This window comes from Natronorubrum halobium (genome assembly GCF_051351675.1).
Lineage (GTDB): Archaea > Halobacteriota > Halobacteria > Halobacteriales > Natrialbaceae > Natronorubrum.
The window spans coordinates 1970083-1986142 of sequence record NZ_CP195595.1 but is presented as its reverse complement, the minus strand read 5'-3'; the positions used below and the strand labels follow the sequence as shown (position 1 = coordinate 1986142).

Here is a 16060-nt window from a genome sequence, read left to right as displayed (position 1 = left end):
GGTCACCACCTAACTCCCACGTTATAATGCTTTACTGAGTATGAGTTTACGACGTTTTATACTGAAACGGCTACTATCGATCGTGCCGATCCTGTTCGGCGTCTCGGTGATCACGTTCGCCCTCGTGCATCTCACGCCCGGCGATCCCATCGATCAGATGACCGCAATGAACCCTCACGTCGGGCCGGCCGAAGAGGCGCGGTTACGCGCCAGATACGGACTGGACGGTCCCGTCTGGGAGCAGTACCTCACCTGGATCGGCAACGTCATGACCGGTGACTTCGGTCAGGTCATCACCACGGACCGAGCCGTCATCGACGTCGTCTGGGCCCGCCTTCCGGAGACGATCGCCCTCGGCCTCTTCGGCTGGGTGTTCGGACTCGTGATCGCGATCCCGACCGGGATCTACGCGGCCGTCAACAAGGACGAACTCGGCGACACCGTCAGCCGGTTCATCGCTCTGTCGGGGATCTCCATTCCGAACTTCTGGCTCGGACTGATGTTGATCCTCATCGGCTGTCTCTGGCTCGGCCTCTGGCCGGTACTGCCACCGTCGAGACAGCCGCTGTACCACCCCGAGATGCTGTGGTATCTCGTCCTCCCCGGACTCACGATCGGGACCGCGTCTGCGGCGAGTATCATGCGCGTCATGCGCACGTCGATGGCCGAAGAGATGAACAAGGAGTACGTCACGGCCGCTCGAGCGAAAGGCCTACCCGAACGGACGGTCGTCCTCAAGCACGTGTTCCGCAACTCGCTCATCTCCGTCGTCACCCTCGCTGCGACCCTGACAGCGGGTATCGTCGCCGGATCGGTCGTCGTCGAGGTCGTCTTCAACTGGCCGGGGCTGGGCAGGGAGTTCATCAACGCTATCGTCTCTCGAGAGATCAACCTCATCATGGCGATCACGCTGTTTACAGGTGTCTTCCTCATCCTGGCGAACCTGCTCGCGGATATCCTGTACGCGGTACTCGATCCGAGGATCAGATATGACTAACAAGCGAACGACATCGACGAAACGAGGCCGAATACAGATCTCTGGCTTCGATCCGAAGCGTGTGACGGAGCGAGAGGGGCTGTCCGACTGGACGGAAGAGAGCGGTCAAGAAACGCAGAGTCGATGGAAGCGAGCGCTGTACAAGTTCACGCGGAATCGCTCCGCGCTGCTCGGGCTCGCAGTCGTCGTCGTCCTCTCGATGCTGGCGGTTTTCGCGCGTCCGATCACGGTTCTCGGACTGACGGTTCAGCCGTTCGGACTCGCCCCGTACGAACCGGGAACGATTCTGTACATGGTAGATCCGTCCATAAGCACCTGGGACCCACCATCGGCATCCCATCCGATGGGCGTCGACGGAAACGGCCGTGATATCTTCTCACGGGTGTTGTACGGCGGCCGATACAGCATCTCGATCGGCTTCGTTGTCGTCTTGCTGACCGCCAGCTTCGGACTCGTCTACGGAGCGATTTCGGGCTACTACGGCGGCTGGGTCGACGAGATCATGATGCGCATCGTCGACACGATCTTCGCGTTTCCGGCCCTGATCCTCGCCCTGATCATCGTCGCAGTCCTCGGGGGCGGCTACTGGCAGCTCGTGCTGGCGTTTTCGCTCTTCGGATGGGCGACCTACGGACGGCTCATCCGCGGAGAAGTACTGAAGGTCAAAGAAAACGAGTACGTGCTGGCCGCAAAAGCACTCGGCGCGCGGGATCGGTCGGTCATCTTTCGACACATCGTCCCGAACGCGATGCCACCGTTGATCGTCGTGGCGTCGCTCAACGTCGGGACTGTCGTCATCGGTGTCGCAGCGCTCGGCTTCCTCGGACTCGGCATGCCGTCCAGTTCGGCCGAGTGGGGGACCATGCTGGACAGTACCCGCGAGACGCTCATTCAGGGACCCGGCGGGAGGATCCCCTGGTGGGCGACGGTGTTCCCGGGCGGTGCGATTTTCCTGTTCGTGATGGCAATGAACATGATCGGTGACGGTATCAACGACGCACTCGACGCACAGGAAACCGGTGCAGGAAAGCAAGGAGGTGGCGGATAATGACACTACTCGAGGTAAACGATCTCACGGTCAAGTTCTACACGCAGGAGGGCGTCGTCAACGCAGTCGACAACCTCTCGTATCGCATCGAACGGGGCGAAAAGTTCGGCGTCGTCGGTGAGAGTGGGGCCGGGAAAAGCGTCACCGCGCTCTCGCTGATGCGCCTCATCGACAGCCCCGGTCAGATCGAAAGCGGGGAGATCCTGTTCAATGGCGAAAATCTGCTCGAGCTAAGCGACGAGGAGATGCGGGATATCCGCGGCAACGAGATCGGCATGGTCTTCCAGGACGCACAGACCGCCCTCAATCCCGTCTACACCGTCGGTGAGCAGATCGCAGAAGCGGTCAGACATCACTTGGACTACGACGACGCCGAGGCACGCGAGCGGACGATCCAGTTGCTGGACAAAGTCGGTATCCCGGAAGCCGAATCCCGGTACTCCGACTACCCGCACGAGTTCTCCGGCGGGATGCAACAGCGTGCCGTGATCGCGATGGCGCTGTCGTGTGATCCGGACTTGCTCCTCTGTGACGAACCCACGACCGCGCTCGACGTAACGATCGAAGCCCAGATCCTGGGCGAACTCGAGACGCTCGCGGACGAGTTCGATACGGCAATTCAACTCATCACGCACGATCTGGGCGTCGTCGCACAGGTCTGCGATCGGGTGATGGTAATGTACGCCGGCAAGCCCGTCGAAAAGGCGCCCGTCGAAGACCTCTACTACGATCCCAAACATCCCTACACCGTCGGGCTCATGAGTTCGATCCCTCGAGTCGGCGACGACCGGGATCGACTTCAGACGATTCCCGGAACGATGCCGGACCTCGTCGAACTCCCGCCGGGTTGTAGCTTCCATCCCCGCTGCCCGTTCGCGGAGGAGGCCTGCCTCCAGAAGGAGCCGCCGATGCTCGACCCCGAGAGCGGGCAGAAAGCCAGCGAAGCGACGAACCACGCGGCCGCGTGTCTCGAGTACACCGGCGACCTGCACGGCGGCCTCGACTACGAAGTGACGGTCGACGACTCGCCGGTAGAAGAGCAAACCCAGTACGCAGAACGTGATCAGAATGTCTGAAAACGAGATGCCGCTGTTGCGGGCCGAGAACCTGACGAAACACTACGACTCGAACAGCGGGTTCATCGAGAACCTCCTCGGCCGGAATCAGCAGGTAAAAGCGGTCGACGGTATCGACCTCGAACTCTACGAGGGTGAAACACTTGGCATCGTCGGCGAGAGTGGCTGCGGGAAGACGACGCTCGGCCGAACCCTGCTCCAGTTGATCGAACCCACCGACGGCTCGGTCTACTACCAGCAGCGAACCGATCCGGAGAACGATACCGCACGTCGAGAGGAAGTCGACCTGACGGACGCGTCTGGCCGACAGCTCAGGGACCTTCGAACGGACCTCCAGTACATCTTCCAGGACCCGTTCTCGAGTCTGAACCCGCGACTGACCGTCGGCGATATCATCGGCGAACCGCTCGACATCCACGGGATCGCGTCGGGATCCGAACGGACCGACCGAATCTACGAGCTGCTCGAGACCGTCGGTCTGAACCCGAGTCACACCCACCGCTATCCGCACGAGTTCTCCGGCGGCCAGCGCCAGCGGATCGGCATCGCACGCGCGCTCGCTGTCGACCCCGAGGTTATCGTCTGCGACGAACCCGTCAGTGCACTCGACGTCAGCGTCCAGGCGCAGATCCTGAACCTCCTCGAGGAGTTACAGGAAGAGTTCGGTCTGTCATACCTCTTCATCGCCCACGACCTGAGCGTCGTCGAGCACATCTCGGACCGCATCGCCGTCATGTATCTCGGCGAGTTCGCGGAGGTCGGCACGACCGAAGAGGTGTTTTCGCCACCGCACCATCCGTACACGGAGGCGTTGCTCTCCGCAATTCCGGAACCGGACCCCCTCTGGGAGGGCGAGCAGATATTCCTTCCTGGCACCGTTCCCTCGCCGCTCGACCCGCCCTCGGGCTGTCGGTTCCACACGCGCTGTCCACGGATTATCCAACCGGACGAGTACGACATCGCTCAAGACGTCTGGCGGTCGATCGTCGACCTCAAACTGCGCGTGCGAGAGACGGACTCGATCACGTCGCTTCTCTCGGTCAACGACGCGGACACCGACGCCGACGGTCGGGCCGTCCTGAGCGACCGCTCCCGAGACGCCATCGACGAGCAACTCCGAGCGGAGTTCGGGATTCCATCGACGGTGTCCGATCCCGATATCGAACGGACGCTGTCGCAGGTCGTCGACGCACTCCACGCCGAGAACCTCTCCGATGCGCGCGAACTGCTCGAGCAATCGTTCACCTCTCCCTGTGAGATGCATCATCCAGACCAGGCGAAGACGGGCGAGACACACCGGATCTCGTGTCTATTGTACGACGAGCGGTACGAGGACGGACAGTTCCGGACCACGACTACCGGGACGGACGACGCCGTCGCCGACGACTGATCGGCCCAACCGACACCCGTTCGCTACCCGAACGTTTTAGTCGTCGTATACCCAGCCAACACCAATGCGTCGGATCTACGAATCGAGGGCGCTTCGCCGTGACGACGAGCCGTTTACGCCGAACGAGACCGATTCTTCCGAGCGGCTGCAGGCGGTGCGATCGGTGAACTCGACCGGACTGAGTCGGCTTCTGGTCCCGGATCGAGTCGGTCACCGGGCGATATCGGTCGCTATCTCGTCGCCGCGGACCGAGTACCCGGTCGGGACGATGGTCCCCTTTCGAGTCACGATGAAGAACACGATGCCGTTCCCGATCACGATCTCGACGAACTCACCGCTCCTGTGGTCGTGGTCCGTCGATGGCGTCCCGGAGGCGTCACACGTCCCGCTTCGCGATCCGCCGGACGAAACGGGCTCGCTCGTCTTCGACCGCGGTGAGCGAAAGCAGTTCACGAAACGGTGGCACCAGCACTTCCGGATCGCCGACGACGAGTGGGAGCCCGCCGAGGACGGCACGCACACGATCGGCGTCGAACTCAACGTCGAGGATCCGGCCGAAAAGGGGCTCTCCGACGAAACGACGGTCCGCATCGTTCCGGACGCGGAAGCGTGAGGAAGGAGACCGGTCGTTCACGACGCTATCGTTCCCAGGACCGAGGCTCAGCCTCGATCGTCGAATCGTAGCGGTGACAGCACACCGAGTGGCCCGTTTCGCGTTCCGTGGCTGTCGGCGTCCGTCGCTCACAGACGGTCGGAACCGTCTCGCTGAGACGGTCACGAGCGGCCTGCAGATCGCCCGCTATCAGCGCCGAAACCGCCTCGTCGACGCCGCGATCGACGGCTTCGTCCTGCAGTGTCACTGGGAGATCGAACCGCTCTCGAACCGTCGCGTCGTCGATCTCGCCGTCGATCGTTTCGACGGCGATCGACTCCGGCAGCTCGCCCGCCTGGAGGGTGAATCGAAACGCGACGACCGCCCGCCACTGTTCCCAGGGGAGGTCCACGTCGTCCGACGGAATCACCGCCGAACACCGCGTGTGAAACCGACAGCCCGACGGCGGGTCGGCGGGATCCGGAACGGTATCGGTCAGCGGCCGTTCGAACTGCTGTTCCGTCGGATCGAGGCTCGGAACGGAACCGAGCAACAGGCGCGTGTACGGATGCGCGGGGAACTCGAGGACGTCCTCGATTGGTCCCAGTTCGACGATCTCACCGAGATACATCACCGCGACGCGGTCACAGAACCGGCGGACGACGTCGATATCGTGACTGATGAACAGAATCGAAATATCAAACTCCCGTCGAACGTCGTCGAGCAGCGCGAGAACGTCCGACTGGACTCGGCCGTCGAGCGCGCTCGTCGGCTCGTCGGCGACGATCAGATCCGGATTGAGGACGAGCGCCCGAGCGATCGAGAGCCGCTGTGTTTCGCCGCCGGAAAACTCGTGCGGATAGCGGTCGGCGTCCGCCGCCGACAGCCCGACCCGCTCGAGGAGATTCTCGACGATCGCTCGGCGACGGTCCGCATCGTTCATCCCGTGGAGCACGAGCGGCTCGGCGACCGCCTCGCCCATCGTCATCCGCGGGTTGAACGCCTCGTTCGGATCCTGTACGACGAGTTGGGCTCTGCGGCGGAACGCTCGGAGCGCTGCGCCCGAGAGTTCGCTCACGGGCTCCCCGTCGAACCAGATCTCGCCGCCGGTCGGCTCCTCGAGTCCGAGGACGGAGTGAGCGATCGTGGTCTTACCGCTGCCCGATTCGCCGACGAGCCCGAACGTTTCACCCCGTGCGATATCGAAATTCACGCTGTCGACCGCCCGGACGCGACCGACCTCTCGTCTGAGCAGCCCCTTCGTGATCGGATAGTGAACGTCGAGATTCTCGACCTCGAGCAACGGCGAGTCGTTCGACTCCGGTTCGGCTCCGGTCTCTCGTCTCGTCTCCTCGTCGGAGCCGGTTTCCGGTCCGGTCATTGTCCCTCCTCCGGAATCGGTCGCATCTCCCGACCGTCGTCCAGGATCGGTTCCGGATCGCTCTCGGGCCCGAAGTGCACGCACGAGACGGCGTGGTGGGTCCGATCGGCGACGGCGGCGAACGGCGGCTGGTCGGAACCAGCACACGCGTCGACGGCGTGTGGGCACTCGTCTCTGAATCGGCAGCCGTCGGTCGGGATCTCCCCTCGAGCCGAGCGGTCCGCCCGTCGAGAGAGACCGTCGTAGCTATCGATCAGTGACTGGGTGTAGGGGTGAGACGGCTGACTGAAGAGCTTCTCGGTCGGGGCACGTTCGACGATTGTGCCGCCGAACATCACGAGTACCCGATCGGCAAGCGCGGCGACGACGCGAAGATCGTGCGTGATACACAGGATCGACATCCCGCCGTCGGTCAGCCGCTGGAGCAGTTCGATCAACCGTGCCTGGACGGTGACGTCGACGGCCGTCGTCGGTTCGTCGGCGATCAACAGGTCGGGGTCGGCTGCCAGTGCGATCGCGATCGCGATCCGCTGTTGCTGGCCGCCGGAGAACTCGTGTGGATAGTCGTCGATCCGCGCCGACGCTCGCGGGATGCCGACCGCTCGGAACCGCTCGATCGCGCGCTCGCGGGCGACCGCGTTGGAAATATTCTCGTGGATCGTAATCGCCTCGATACATTGGTCGCCGACGGTACAGACGGGATCCAGCGCACTCTGTGGGTTCTGAAAGACGTGTGCGATGCGGCTACCGCGGATCTCGCGAAGCCGAGACTCGTCTGCTTCGAGGAGTCGGTGGCCGTCGAACTCGACGGTGCCGTCGACGATTTCGGCCGGCGGCCGGGGAACGATTTTGGTCACCGATTCGCACGTAACGCTCTTTCCGCTGCCGGACTCGCCGACGAGACACACCGTCTCACCGCGGTCGACGGTAAAACTCACGCCGTCGACGGCGTGAACGGTCTCGCGGTCGGTTCGAATTCGCGTTCGAAGGTTCTCGACGGTCAGGAGCGGCGTCGCTCCGGACCGGTCGCCTGGCGTCGTTGTGGAGTCGTTTTCTGTCGTCATCGATCGTGTTAGTGGTTGCGTCGCGGATCGAGGGCGTCGCGGAGGCCGTCGCCGACGAGTTTGAGCGACACGAGCGTCAGCGTGAGTGCGATCGCGGGGAACGTCGAGACCCACCAGATTTTGTGCGGCTCCATCGTGAGACCGACGCCGGACACCGGTGGGTCGAGCCCTTCCTGAATCGTCGAACCCCACGAGTAGAGTTCGATGTGGTGGAAACCGAGAAACGCGACGCCGGCTTCGACGAGGACCAGCAGTGCGAGGAGGTGAAAGATCGCGGGGATGAGCGTATTCGTGATATTCGGGACGATGTGTCGTTTCGCGACGTAAAACGGCGAGGCGCCGAGGCTCCGAGCGACGAGCACGTGACCGTCTTCCCGTCGCTGGAGCGTTTCACTTCTGACAAGACGAGCGATACCGCCCCAGCTAAACAGCCCGAACATGACCAGCAACAATAGCAACGAGACGTTCCAGTACATGTAGCCGACGAAAAAGACCACGATCGCGGGAATGCAGAGCTGTACGTCGACGTAGCTCATCAACAGATCGTCGATGCGTCCGCCCCGAAACCCGGCACCGATTCCGACGGTCGCAGCGAGCGGGACGACGAACGCGGCAGTAAAGACGAGCACGTACAGCGTCGTGCGTGCACCTTCGACGATGAGTTGTCCCATCGGGTGTCCGCGATGGTTCGTTCCCAGCGGGTAGGTCATCGACCCGCCACAGTAGCGAGTGATCCCCTCGCCGTCGGTCACCTCGCCGAGACACTCGGCGCTCCACGACGCCTTTCCGGTAAACCCGTACGGTGCGTGAAGCCGGTGTTGGAACGCGAGCTCCGTGGAGCCGACGATGACCGGCCCGACGACTGCGACGAGTGAGAGACCGACGAGGAAGACGGCACCAGCCGCGTGGACTGGCCGGGAGACGAGTCGGAACAGCGCGCGCCGGGTCAACTCGCGCCGTCGGACGGCGGGAACGACCACTATCGAAGCCAGAACGACGGCGCCCAGCGAGATCACCCAGTCGATACGCCCGAAGGAGACGCCGAGCGAGACGGCATCGGCTCTCTCGAGGAGGGATAGTCCCACGAGAAGCAGTATCCCTGCAAGGAACACCCCTCTGGTCGGCGTGACGAACCGTCTCGAGTGATCGACTTTGTTCCAGTTGACCCGCTCGAAACGACGGGGCTCGGAAGCGTCTCCCATGGGGACGACCGGAATGATTGACTATCGTGTAATAAATCTATCCCTAGTGAAACAGCTCCGGCCCGATGTACAGAAACGATACGTTTTTCATCTGACCGTTGGTACCTGTTGACAATGCTCTCCACGTCCCGTCTCGGTACGGCACGGTCCGGGGTCCGGACAGGGCTCGATCACCGATCGCTATCGCGTGGGATGCGGACCTGGAACGACCGACACCCGCGAGTAGCAACGTCACGGGCGGTCGATTCGATCGAGGGGACCGCCGCTGCGGTGTGGTGGTCGGAGTGAACTTCCTCCGCATCATCGCCACGCGGGTCTTCATGGGGTTCGTCGCCGCATGGGCCGTGTTGACCACAGTGTTCGTGACGTTCACGATGAGCCGTGATTGGGTCGAAGAGACTATCGAAGGAACGATGCGATACGGCGGGGCCAACGAACAGGAGATCGAGAACTCGGTCAACGAGTATCTGGCCACACACGGACTCGACCGGCCGCTCTGGCAGCAGTATCTCGACTGGATGGGGAACATGCTGACACTCGATTGGGGTGATTCGTTCTTTATCGGCGCGGGCGAAGGCGGACAGGCGTCGTTCTACACGACCGGCGAACCAGTCTTGCCGATGGTCACGGATTCGGTCGTTCGGACGGCGACGTACGTCCTCCCGGCGATCGTGATCGCGATCTCGTTCGGAATCCTCATCGGTCTCTACGCGGCTATGAACCCCGACAGCCGCCTCGCTGGAGCGGGACTGAACACGGCGTATCTCTGCTTTGCGCTGCCGAACTTCTGGATCGGCGGGATGTTGCTCTCGTTTGCCGCAGGCGGCGTTATTCCCGACTCCCCGCTACTGTTCGATCACGTCCTTCCTACCGTGCTGACCGCGACGACCCTGTTAGGCGGCTACGTGAGCTATTCGCGCGCACACTCACTCGAGTACGTCTCCGCGGATTTCGTAACGCTCGTCGAGGCGAAAGGTGCGAGCAGCGTTCAGATCGCGAGACACATCGTTCGAAACTCGGCGATCCCATTGTTCTCGATGCTGTTTACCGAAGCGTTAGCGTTGCTCGTCCTCGCGGTGTTCGTGATCGAGTCGCTGTTTCGAATCGACGGCTTCGGCGCGCTCCTGTTCAGTGCAGTCCACATGCGGGACTTACCCGTCGTACTCGGCTGTACGCTGGTCATCATCGCTGTCGGTATCGTCGGAAACATCGTTCAGGATCTGGCCTACAGTAGTCTCGACCCGCGCGTCGATACGGGCCGTCGGTGATCGGCCACCGCCGCCTCACCCTCAGGGCTCGATGCCGCCGTCCTCGCCGCCGATCTCTCTTGGATCGAACTCGAGCAACGGCGCCTCGCAGTCGGCGCACCCGAGCGCGAGCACCTCGTACGATCGACAGCACGATTCGACCGTCTCGTCGGTCAGCGCGATCGCGCCGCCGCAGTCCGGACACGTATCGTGGAACGAGCGCAGCGCCTCGAGCACTGCGAGCCGTTGTCCGCGAGGAACAGCCGTCCACTCGTCGGTTTGCTCGCACAGTGCGTAGTGAGTCGCGACGTCAGTGGCGAGCGCCGCGGTCCCGGGCCACTTGTGGATCCGGCGGCCGATCTTGATCGCAGGATAGCCTCGCTCTTTGACCGTCACGGCACGTCGGTCGACATCGAACAGTTCGGCGAGCGTCGCCCGGTCCGTCACGTCGTGATCGCGGTCCAGTTCGCGCCCGACGCGAGCGTCGAACTCGTCGGTCAGACAGAGGTCGGATTCCCGCTCACACGGCTCGATCGCGTTCACCTCGAGCAGAAACTCCGCCGGATCGACGGCGTTCTCGCGCTGGTACTCGAGTTCTTCGAGGGTTTCCCACTCCGTGGCGCCCCCATCGGCCGCCGCAGACTCCGCGTCCTCGGGTGCACTCCCGGACTCGGAGACCGCCTCGATTTCGATCCCGGTCCGTGGCCCCTCGAGCGACTGCTTGTCGAACGCCGCGAGGACCGAATCGGGTAGATACCGCTTCGTGAGCGTCGGTGTTCCCGGAACGAGATACCCTCTGAGGTAGATCACGAGCAGGGATCCCCCGAACGCGAAGGCAGCGACTCGCCGCGACCGAAGTGCGACGAGCACGCTCGCTGCGAGGGCGATTCCCACGTTGACGGCGGTACACGGGACACACCGATTTTCGCCCGTATACTCGGGCTCTCGAAACCGGTCGATGGCCGACGTTGGCTCCTCTGGCATACCCCTCGATTGAACCCCAGCGATAAAAACTGGTGGGACACGAGTGACTCCCTCGCTGGACGGTAGTTCGATCGGTACCGTGTACGGGCCGACACGCTCGAGAAGAGCAACTGCCGCGGGCGCGCAGGGATTCGCGTCGCGAGCCGAAGAAGGCGGCTGCGTAGCCTCGAGTGGTTGCGATGTGAACGGAAAATTCGAACGACGCGAAGACCGCTCGCTCCGCTCACGGTCTTCTCTCGTTCAAATTACTACTAAACTATTTTCACGGATTCAGTACTCCCTCCTCGTCACACTCGTCGGTCGTTGTTGAATCCGTGAAAAGTAGCGGGAGGTAGATTTGAACCACGCCGTCACCCTCGCTACGCTCGGGTGCCGTCTGGTTCAAACTACCACCGGGCTATGGATGGCGCTCACGAATTTGTTCGCGCCAAAACATAGCGGGAGGTAGATTTGAACTACCGGTCTGCGGGTTATGAGCCCGCCGGAATCTCCTGGCTATCCCATCCCGCTATCCCATCATAACCGAGTGCACTAGTTAAGGGTTGTGATTCGGGCGCCGTATGGGGGTTTCTACCGTCAGTCCCGATGGACCTTCCACGTGTAGAGGCTCTCACAGGTGTAGTTGACGAAAAAGCCGATACCGATCCCGACCACGTTCGCCGCCAGATACCAGATGCCGAAGCCATCGACCAGTACGGCGAGCACCGAGAGCGTTACCAGAAAGCCCGCGAACCGAACCGCGTTCGAGCGAAGAAAGCGTTTCCCGAGCGCTCGAGGCGTCATCGAGCCGTAGTCGGCGAACGTCCACCGTTCGTTGACCGCGAAGATGACGATGATCGCGAGCTCCCAGGAGAGCACCTTCGACGTCAGATACCAGACGTCGAAGACGTCGACCAGCACGGCGAGGACGATCATGTCGACGGCGGCTCCGACGAATCCGACACTGGCGAACTGGGTAAACCGCGTCGTCGAGAGCAACGCGCGAAACCGCGTCCGAATAGCCTCGGCAACCGAGTCACTCATCGTCGGTTGCCCCCTCGCATGATCGTGCGTCGGTATGTCTGATACACACGAGTGTATCGACCACTGACTGCGGCACCGGTATCCGTGTTGCGATCCAGTTCGAGCGGCCCTCATTCTCACCGCGGTTCCGCGACGGTACGTGGTCTACTCGAACGTCCTCGAGACGGCACACGGCGCCTTCGCGAGCGCCCGCGCGAAAGAAAAGCAAGTGTACGTGCGTTCAGATCGCGAGATCGGCTTTCGCGCGGACGACGTCGACCGCCTCCGCGTCGACGCGGTCCACGTCGAGGAAGTGGGGCGTGTAGTTTCGCTTCTCGTAGTCCTCGTACTCGTCGGCGGTGCCGACCGTACACCACAGCTGGACCTGGTCGGGCCCGTGCCACTCGCCGTTACGGTTGATCCCGAAACAGACCAGCTCCTCCTCGTCGTAGTCGATGATGGCCCCCTTCCGAATCCCGGGATCGCCGTGGATGATGAGCTGCTTCATGCCCCGGACTACTCGTGATGGCGGATTAAGCTCTTCGGAGTTCTCGCCGCCGGCGGCGGCGAACGCCGGACGAGCTAGCCGTTCGTGAGTCGGTGCCGTCGGGCGGCCCAGAGGTGGCGTATCGATCCGACGGTGAACGCGAGCGCCCCGAGGATCATCGGCGTGTCGCCGAGCGTCCGCGCCCACAGCAGCGTCTGGACGTGGTCTTGCTCGTAGAACTCGAGGCTCCGAGCGGCGGCGTAGCCGTCCTGATAGGACGTCTGGAGCTGCAGGAACCCGATCGGGAGCAACGAGGCGACGGACATGACGACGAGTCCGATATTGGTCAGCCAGAACGCGCCGCGGAACCACGTCGGATCCCAGTCCGATTCGGGCGTGACGACGCGCAAGATGTACGTCCCGAGACCGAGCGCGAGCAGCCCGAACGCACCGAACATCGACGTGTGGGCGTGGGCGACGGTCAGGTAGGTCCCGTGTTCGTAGTAGTTGATCAGCGGCAGGTTGACGAAAAAGCCGAGCACGCCGCCGCCGACGAAGTTCCAGATACTGCTGCCGGCGATGAATAACAGCGGCAGCGTGTAGGGGAACGCCTCGCCCTGGGCTTTCAGCGACTGGTATTCGCCGAAGCTTCGATAGAGGACGAACACCAGCGGGATGAACTCGAGCGTCGAGAACGTCGTTCCGATAGGCACCCAGATATCGGGCAGCCCGACCCACCAGTAGTGGTGGGAGACGCCGACGATGCCGGCCGCCATGATCGCGAACACCTCGAAGAGGATCGCCTTCTCCGCGTCGGCCTTGTCGATGAGCTCCATCGAGACCAGCGCGGCGGAGATCACGGCCGTGACGAAGAACTCGAAGACGCCCTCGACCCACATGTGGACGACCCACCAGCGCCAGAACTCCGTCACCGCCATGTTCGTCTCCGGCGTGTAGAGCATGCTCGCGGCGAACATGAGCGCGATGGAGCCGCCCGCGTAGGTCATGAAGTGACCCAGCCCGGTCGACGGTTCGTCGAGTTGGCGGACGCCGCGCAGCACCAGTCCCGTCCAGGCGGCGAAGCCGGCGAGTAGCCCCAGTTTCCAGACCCGGCCGACCTCGAGGTACTCGAGGCCCTCGCTACCGAGCCACCACCAGAGATCGCCGTCGTCGTCGCCGGTCCCGGGCGAACCGAACGTTCCGCGCGTCCCGAGCCAGACGCCGGCGAACGCGCCGACCGTAATCGCGACGAGCGCGCCGAGCAGTGCGGTCGCGCCTTCGGCCTGCCAGGGCGGATCTCGCTCGCTGAACAGTCCGGGCAGGAAGAGCCCGCCCGCGAGCCACAGCGTCGTGATCCAGAGGATGCCGAGGTTGAGGTGCCAGGTGCGACCCACCGAGAACGGCAGCAGGGAGACGAGGTCGATACCCAGCGCGTCCCCGATCCCGTAGAAGCCGGTCCGCTCGACGTAGTAGTGAGCCAGATACGCGCCGACGAGCACCTGGGCGACGAACAGCGCACCGGCGACGGGGACGTACCGGGCCGCGGCGTACTGGGACGGCGTGACCGATACCGAATCGGGCGACGGCACGTCGACGAGTTCGGTCGTCGGTTCGGCGACGTCGAAGGAGTGGTAGGCCCAGACGCCGATTCCGCCGCCGGCGATGAGCAGGACGACGCTGATGGTGCTCCAGACGACCACCTGCCCGGTCGGTCGGTTGTCGGCCGCAGGTACGTACGGCCAGTCGTTCGTGTAGGAGTGGTCCGAGTTCGGGCGGTCCGTGTGGGCCATCCACGCCGTCCAGCACGCGAAGTCGGCGATCCGTTCGGCCTGCTCGGGGGAGTCGACGTAGCCCTGCGGGATTCCGCGGTCGGGAGCGCCCCCGTAGTAGCGGTCGACGTACCGATCTCGAATCCGCTCGTGGGCGTACACTCCAGCCGCCGAGTATCGAGCGACGTCGCCCTCGGGTGCGTCGGCGTCCAGTTCGCTCTCGACGCGTTGGGAGACGGCCGCCCGGTCGGCGTCCTCGAGCGAGTCGAACGAGTCGACACCGTGCTGGCGCGCGTAGTACTCGCGCATGTACTCCGCTTTCAGCTCGAGGGCGTCCGCCGTCAGGTCGACCCCGAAGTACGAGCCGTTGCCCAGAACCGAGCCGTGGTTCATGAGTCCGTTGGCCTGGAACGCTTTCTTCCCCGCGCGGACCTGCTCGTCCGTCACGACGATACCCCCCTCGGGACCCCGAATCTCGTCGGGGATCAGCGGTGCCTTCTTCCGAGACACCCAGGCTCCGAGACTCATCGCGGCGAGGTTAGCGACGAACAGCCCCACGAGCGCGAGCGACCCGGTCGACTTCGAGCGCAGCGTCTCGAGACCGATGTCGCGCTCCGCGCCCGTCCAGATCAGCATCGGGACCAGTTCGCGGAGGACGCGCTCGGTCGGCACGCCGCCACCGCCGTCGCCGGCCCGAAGCAGCGTCGTCGCCAGATTCGCGACGGCAGGGTCGACGCCGTCGTCGGAAACCAGCGTCGTTGCCGCGGCCGCCATCGCGACGGCCGACCGGAGACTTCCCCCGCGACCGCCGCTCGCGGCCGGGTCGGACGGTCCCGCGCTCGAGGTCGTCGCCGCGGAGGCCCCCGGCTCCGGCCGCGGGTGATCGGACGGTCGCGCTCTCGATCCCGCTCCGCCGGACAACTCCATCCTCGCCTGCGTCTCCGCCACGAGCGACGGGAGTTCCTCGACGAGGATGCGTTCGAGGTCGTGTCCGACCGCCACGGCGTCGCGTTCGAGGAGGTCCTCGAGCACGCTATCGACCGGCCGATCGGCCGTTCCGTTTAGTTGCGCGCGGAGTCGGGAACACGCCTCGGCGAGCGGCTCGTCCGCGGACGAATCGTCGAGACGCGGACCGTCGGTCGGACGATCCGCGTCCGAGTCCGGCGAGCCTTCGGACGCGAGTTCCTCGAGCAGGTCTTCCGCGTCGACGTCGAAGCCGGCGGTCGCCAGCCGGGTTCGGATCGCCTCCAGCGTACGCTCGTCCAGTCGATCCGCGTCGAGGTCGTACCGTCGCAAGAAGTTCTCGAGGCGGCGGTCGAGCGGGTCGGTCGGATCGGCGTCGTCGCCGCTCGCACCGGCCTCGAGCGCCGATTCCTCGAGCAGTTCGTCGAGGGTCCGACCGAGCGATCGCTCGAGCAGTTCGTCGGCGACCCGCTCGACGGCGTCGGTCGCCCGATCGCCGGCCGCGTCGCGGATGCGAGTCGAGGCCGCATCGCGGGCGCCAGTCGAAGCGACATCGCGGACCCGCGTCGAGAGCTCACTGACGGTTTCCGCACCCGACTCGAGTCGGGTCGCTACGTAGTCGGTCGGCGGGCGGTCACGATCATCGAGGACGTCGGTTTCCGGCAAGATGTTCGAAAGAGCCATCGTTGTGTTTCGTGCCCCGTTCGGCGTGGTAACTGTGAACAGAATCCCGGATAAGCGCACACACGTCAGTGGCTTGCCATTCATTCCCGGGCGAGCGTATCCGCCAGCGATCGACCGACGGCGACGAACCAAACGGGTTTTAAACGGCGCTGTCTTAGCCCACGCCAAGTGAGA

At 63.7% G+C, this 16060-nt stretch carries 13 protein-coding genes and 1 tRNA gene; 6 read left to right on the top strand and 8 right to left on the bottom strand.

Features of this window, described 5'->3' with window-relative positions:
- Positions 1–40: 40 nt before the first annotated feature.
- From ACSFC7_RS09860 to ACSFC7_RS09840, 5 genes are all read left to right on the top strand, one after another.
- Positions 41–997: an ABC transporter permease gene (locus ACSFC7_RS09860; protein ID WP_436347535.1), complete on the top strand. Its 957-nt coding sequence runs from the start codon at positions 41–43 to the stop codon at positions 995–997.
- The gene (locus ACSFC7_RS09855; RefSeq protein ID WP_436347534.1) at positions 990–2045 is read left to right on the top strand and encodes an ABC transporter permease; all 1056 of its coding nucleotides are present in this window, start codon (positions 990–992) and stop codon (positions 2043–2045) included. Before ACSFC7_RS09860 ends, ACSFC7_RS09855 begins: the two co-directional genes overlap by 8 nt.
- Positions 2045–3121 carry an ABC transporter ATP-binding protein gene (locus tag ACSFC7_RS09850; RefSeq protein WP_436347533.1) on the top strand — a complete coding sequence of 359 codons (1077 nt, stop codon included), beginning with the start codon at positions 2045–2047 and terminating at the stop codon, positions 3119–3121. The genes ACSFC7_RS09855 and ACSFC7_RS09850 overlap by 1 nt, the downstream gene beginning before the upstream one ends.
- The gene (locus tag ACSFC7_RS09845) at positions 3114–4511 is read left to right on the top strand and encodes an ABC transporter ATP-binding protein (protein WP_436347532.1); all 1398 of its coding nucleotides are present in this window, start codon (positions 3114–3116) and stop codon (positions 4509–4511) included. Before ACSFC7_RS09850 ends, ACSFC7_RS09845 begins: the two co-directional genes overlap by 8 nt.
- A 64-nt stretch (positions 4512–4575) precedes the next feature.
- Positions 4576–5124, top strand: coding sequence for a hypothetical protein (locus ACSFC7_RS09840; RefSeq protein WP_436347531.1), 549 nt, complete (start codon positions 4576–4578; stop codon positions 5122–5124).
- A 25-nt stretch (positions 5125–5149) separates the two neighbouring features.
- Here ACSFC7_RS09840 and ACSFC7_RS09835 read toward each other — a convergent pair whose 3' ends face one another.
- The 3 genes from ACSFC7_RS09835 to ACSFC7_RS09825 are packed head-to-tail and all read right to left on the bottom strand — an operon-like array spanning position 5150 to position 8750.
- Positions 5150–6484, bottom strand: coding sequence for an ABC transporter ATP-binding protein (locus ACSFC7_RS09835; RefSeq protein WP_436347530.1), 1335 nt, complete (start codon positions 6482–6484; stop codon positions 5150–5152).
- On the bottom strand, positions 6481–7548 hold the full coding sequence (locus ACSFC7_RS09830) for an ABC transporter ATP-binding protein (RefSeq protein ID WP_436347529.1): 1068 nt from the start codon (positions 7546–7548) through the stop codon (positions 6481–6483). Before ACSFC7_RS09830 ends, ACSFC7_RS09835 begins: the two co-directional genes overlap by 4 nt.
- Before the next feature lie 8 nt (positions 7549–7556).
- Positions 7557–8750: an ABC transporter permease gene (locus tag ACSFC7_RS09825; RefSeq protein ID WP_436347528.1), complete on the bottom strand. Its 1194-nt coding sequence runs from the start codon at positions 8748–8750 to the stop codon at positions 7557–7559.
- Between the two features lie 275 nt (positions 8751–9025).
- Here ACSFC7_RS09825 and ACSFC7_RS09820 point away from each other — a divergent pair, with 275 nt between their 5' ends.
- On the top strand, positions 9026–10018 hold the full coding sequence (locus ACSFC7_RS09820) for an ABC transporter permease (RefSeq protein ID WP_436347937.1): 993 nt from the start codon (positions 9026–9028) through the stop codon (positions 10016–10018).
- Between the two features lie 21 nt (positions 10019–10039).
- Here ACSFC7_RS09820 and ACSFC7_RS09815 read toward each other — a convergent pair whose 3' ends face one another.
- From ACSFC7_RS09815 to ACSFC7_RS09795, 5 genes are all read right to left on the bottom strand, one after another.
- Positions 10040–10981, bottom strand: a complete 942-nt coding sequence (locus tag ACSFC7_RS09815; protein ID WP_436347527.1) for a hypothetical protein — start codon at positions 10979–10981, stop codon at positions 10040–10042.
- Positions 10982–11416: 435 nt separating this feature from the next.
- Positions 11417–11491, bottom strand: a tRNA-Met gene (locus ACSFC7_RS09810).
- 66 nt (positions 11492–11557) lie between these two features.
- Complete coding sequence (locus ACSFC7_RS09805; RefSeq protein WP_436347526.1) at positions 11558–12004, bottom strand: GtrA family protein; 447 nt, start codon at positions 12002–12004, stop codon at positions 11558–11560.
- 220 nt (positions 12005–12224) lie between these two features.
- Complete coding sequence (locus ACSFC7_RS09800) at positions 12225–12491, bottom strand: HAH_0734 family protein (protein WP_436347525.1); 267 nt, start codon at positions 12489–12491, stop codon at positions 12225–12227.
- A gap of 74 nt (positions 12492–12565) precedes the next feature.
- Complete coding sequence (locus ACSFC7_RS09795) at positions 12566–15886, bottom strand: cbb3-type cytochrome c oxidase subunit I (RefSeq protein ID WP_436347524.1); 3321 nt, start codon at positions 15884–15886, stop codon at positions 12566–12568.
- Positions 15887–16060: the final 174 nt, after the last annotated feature.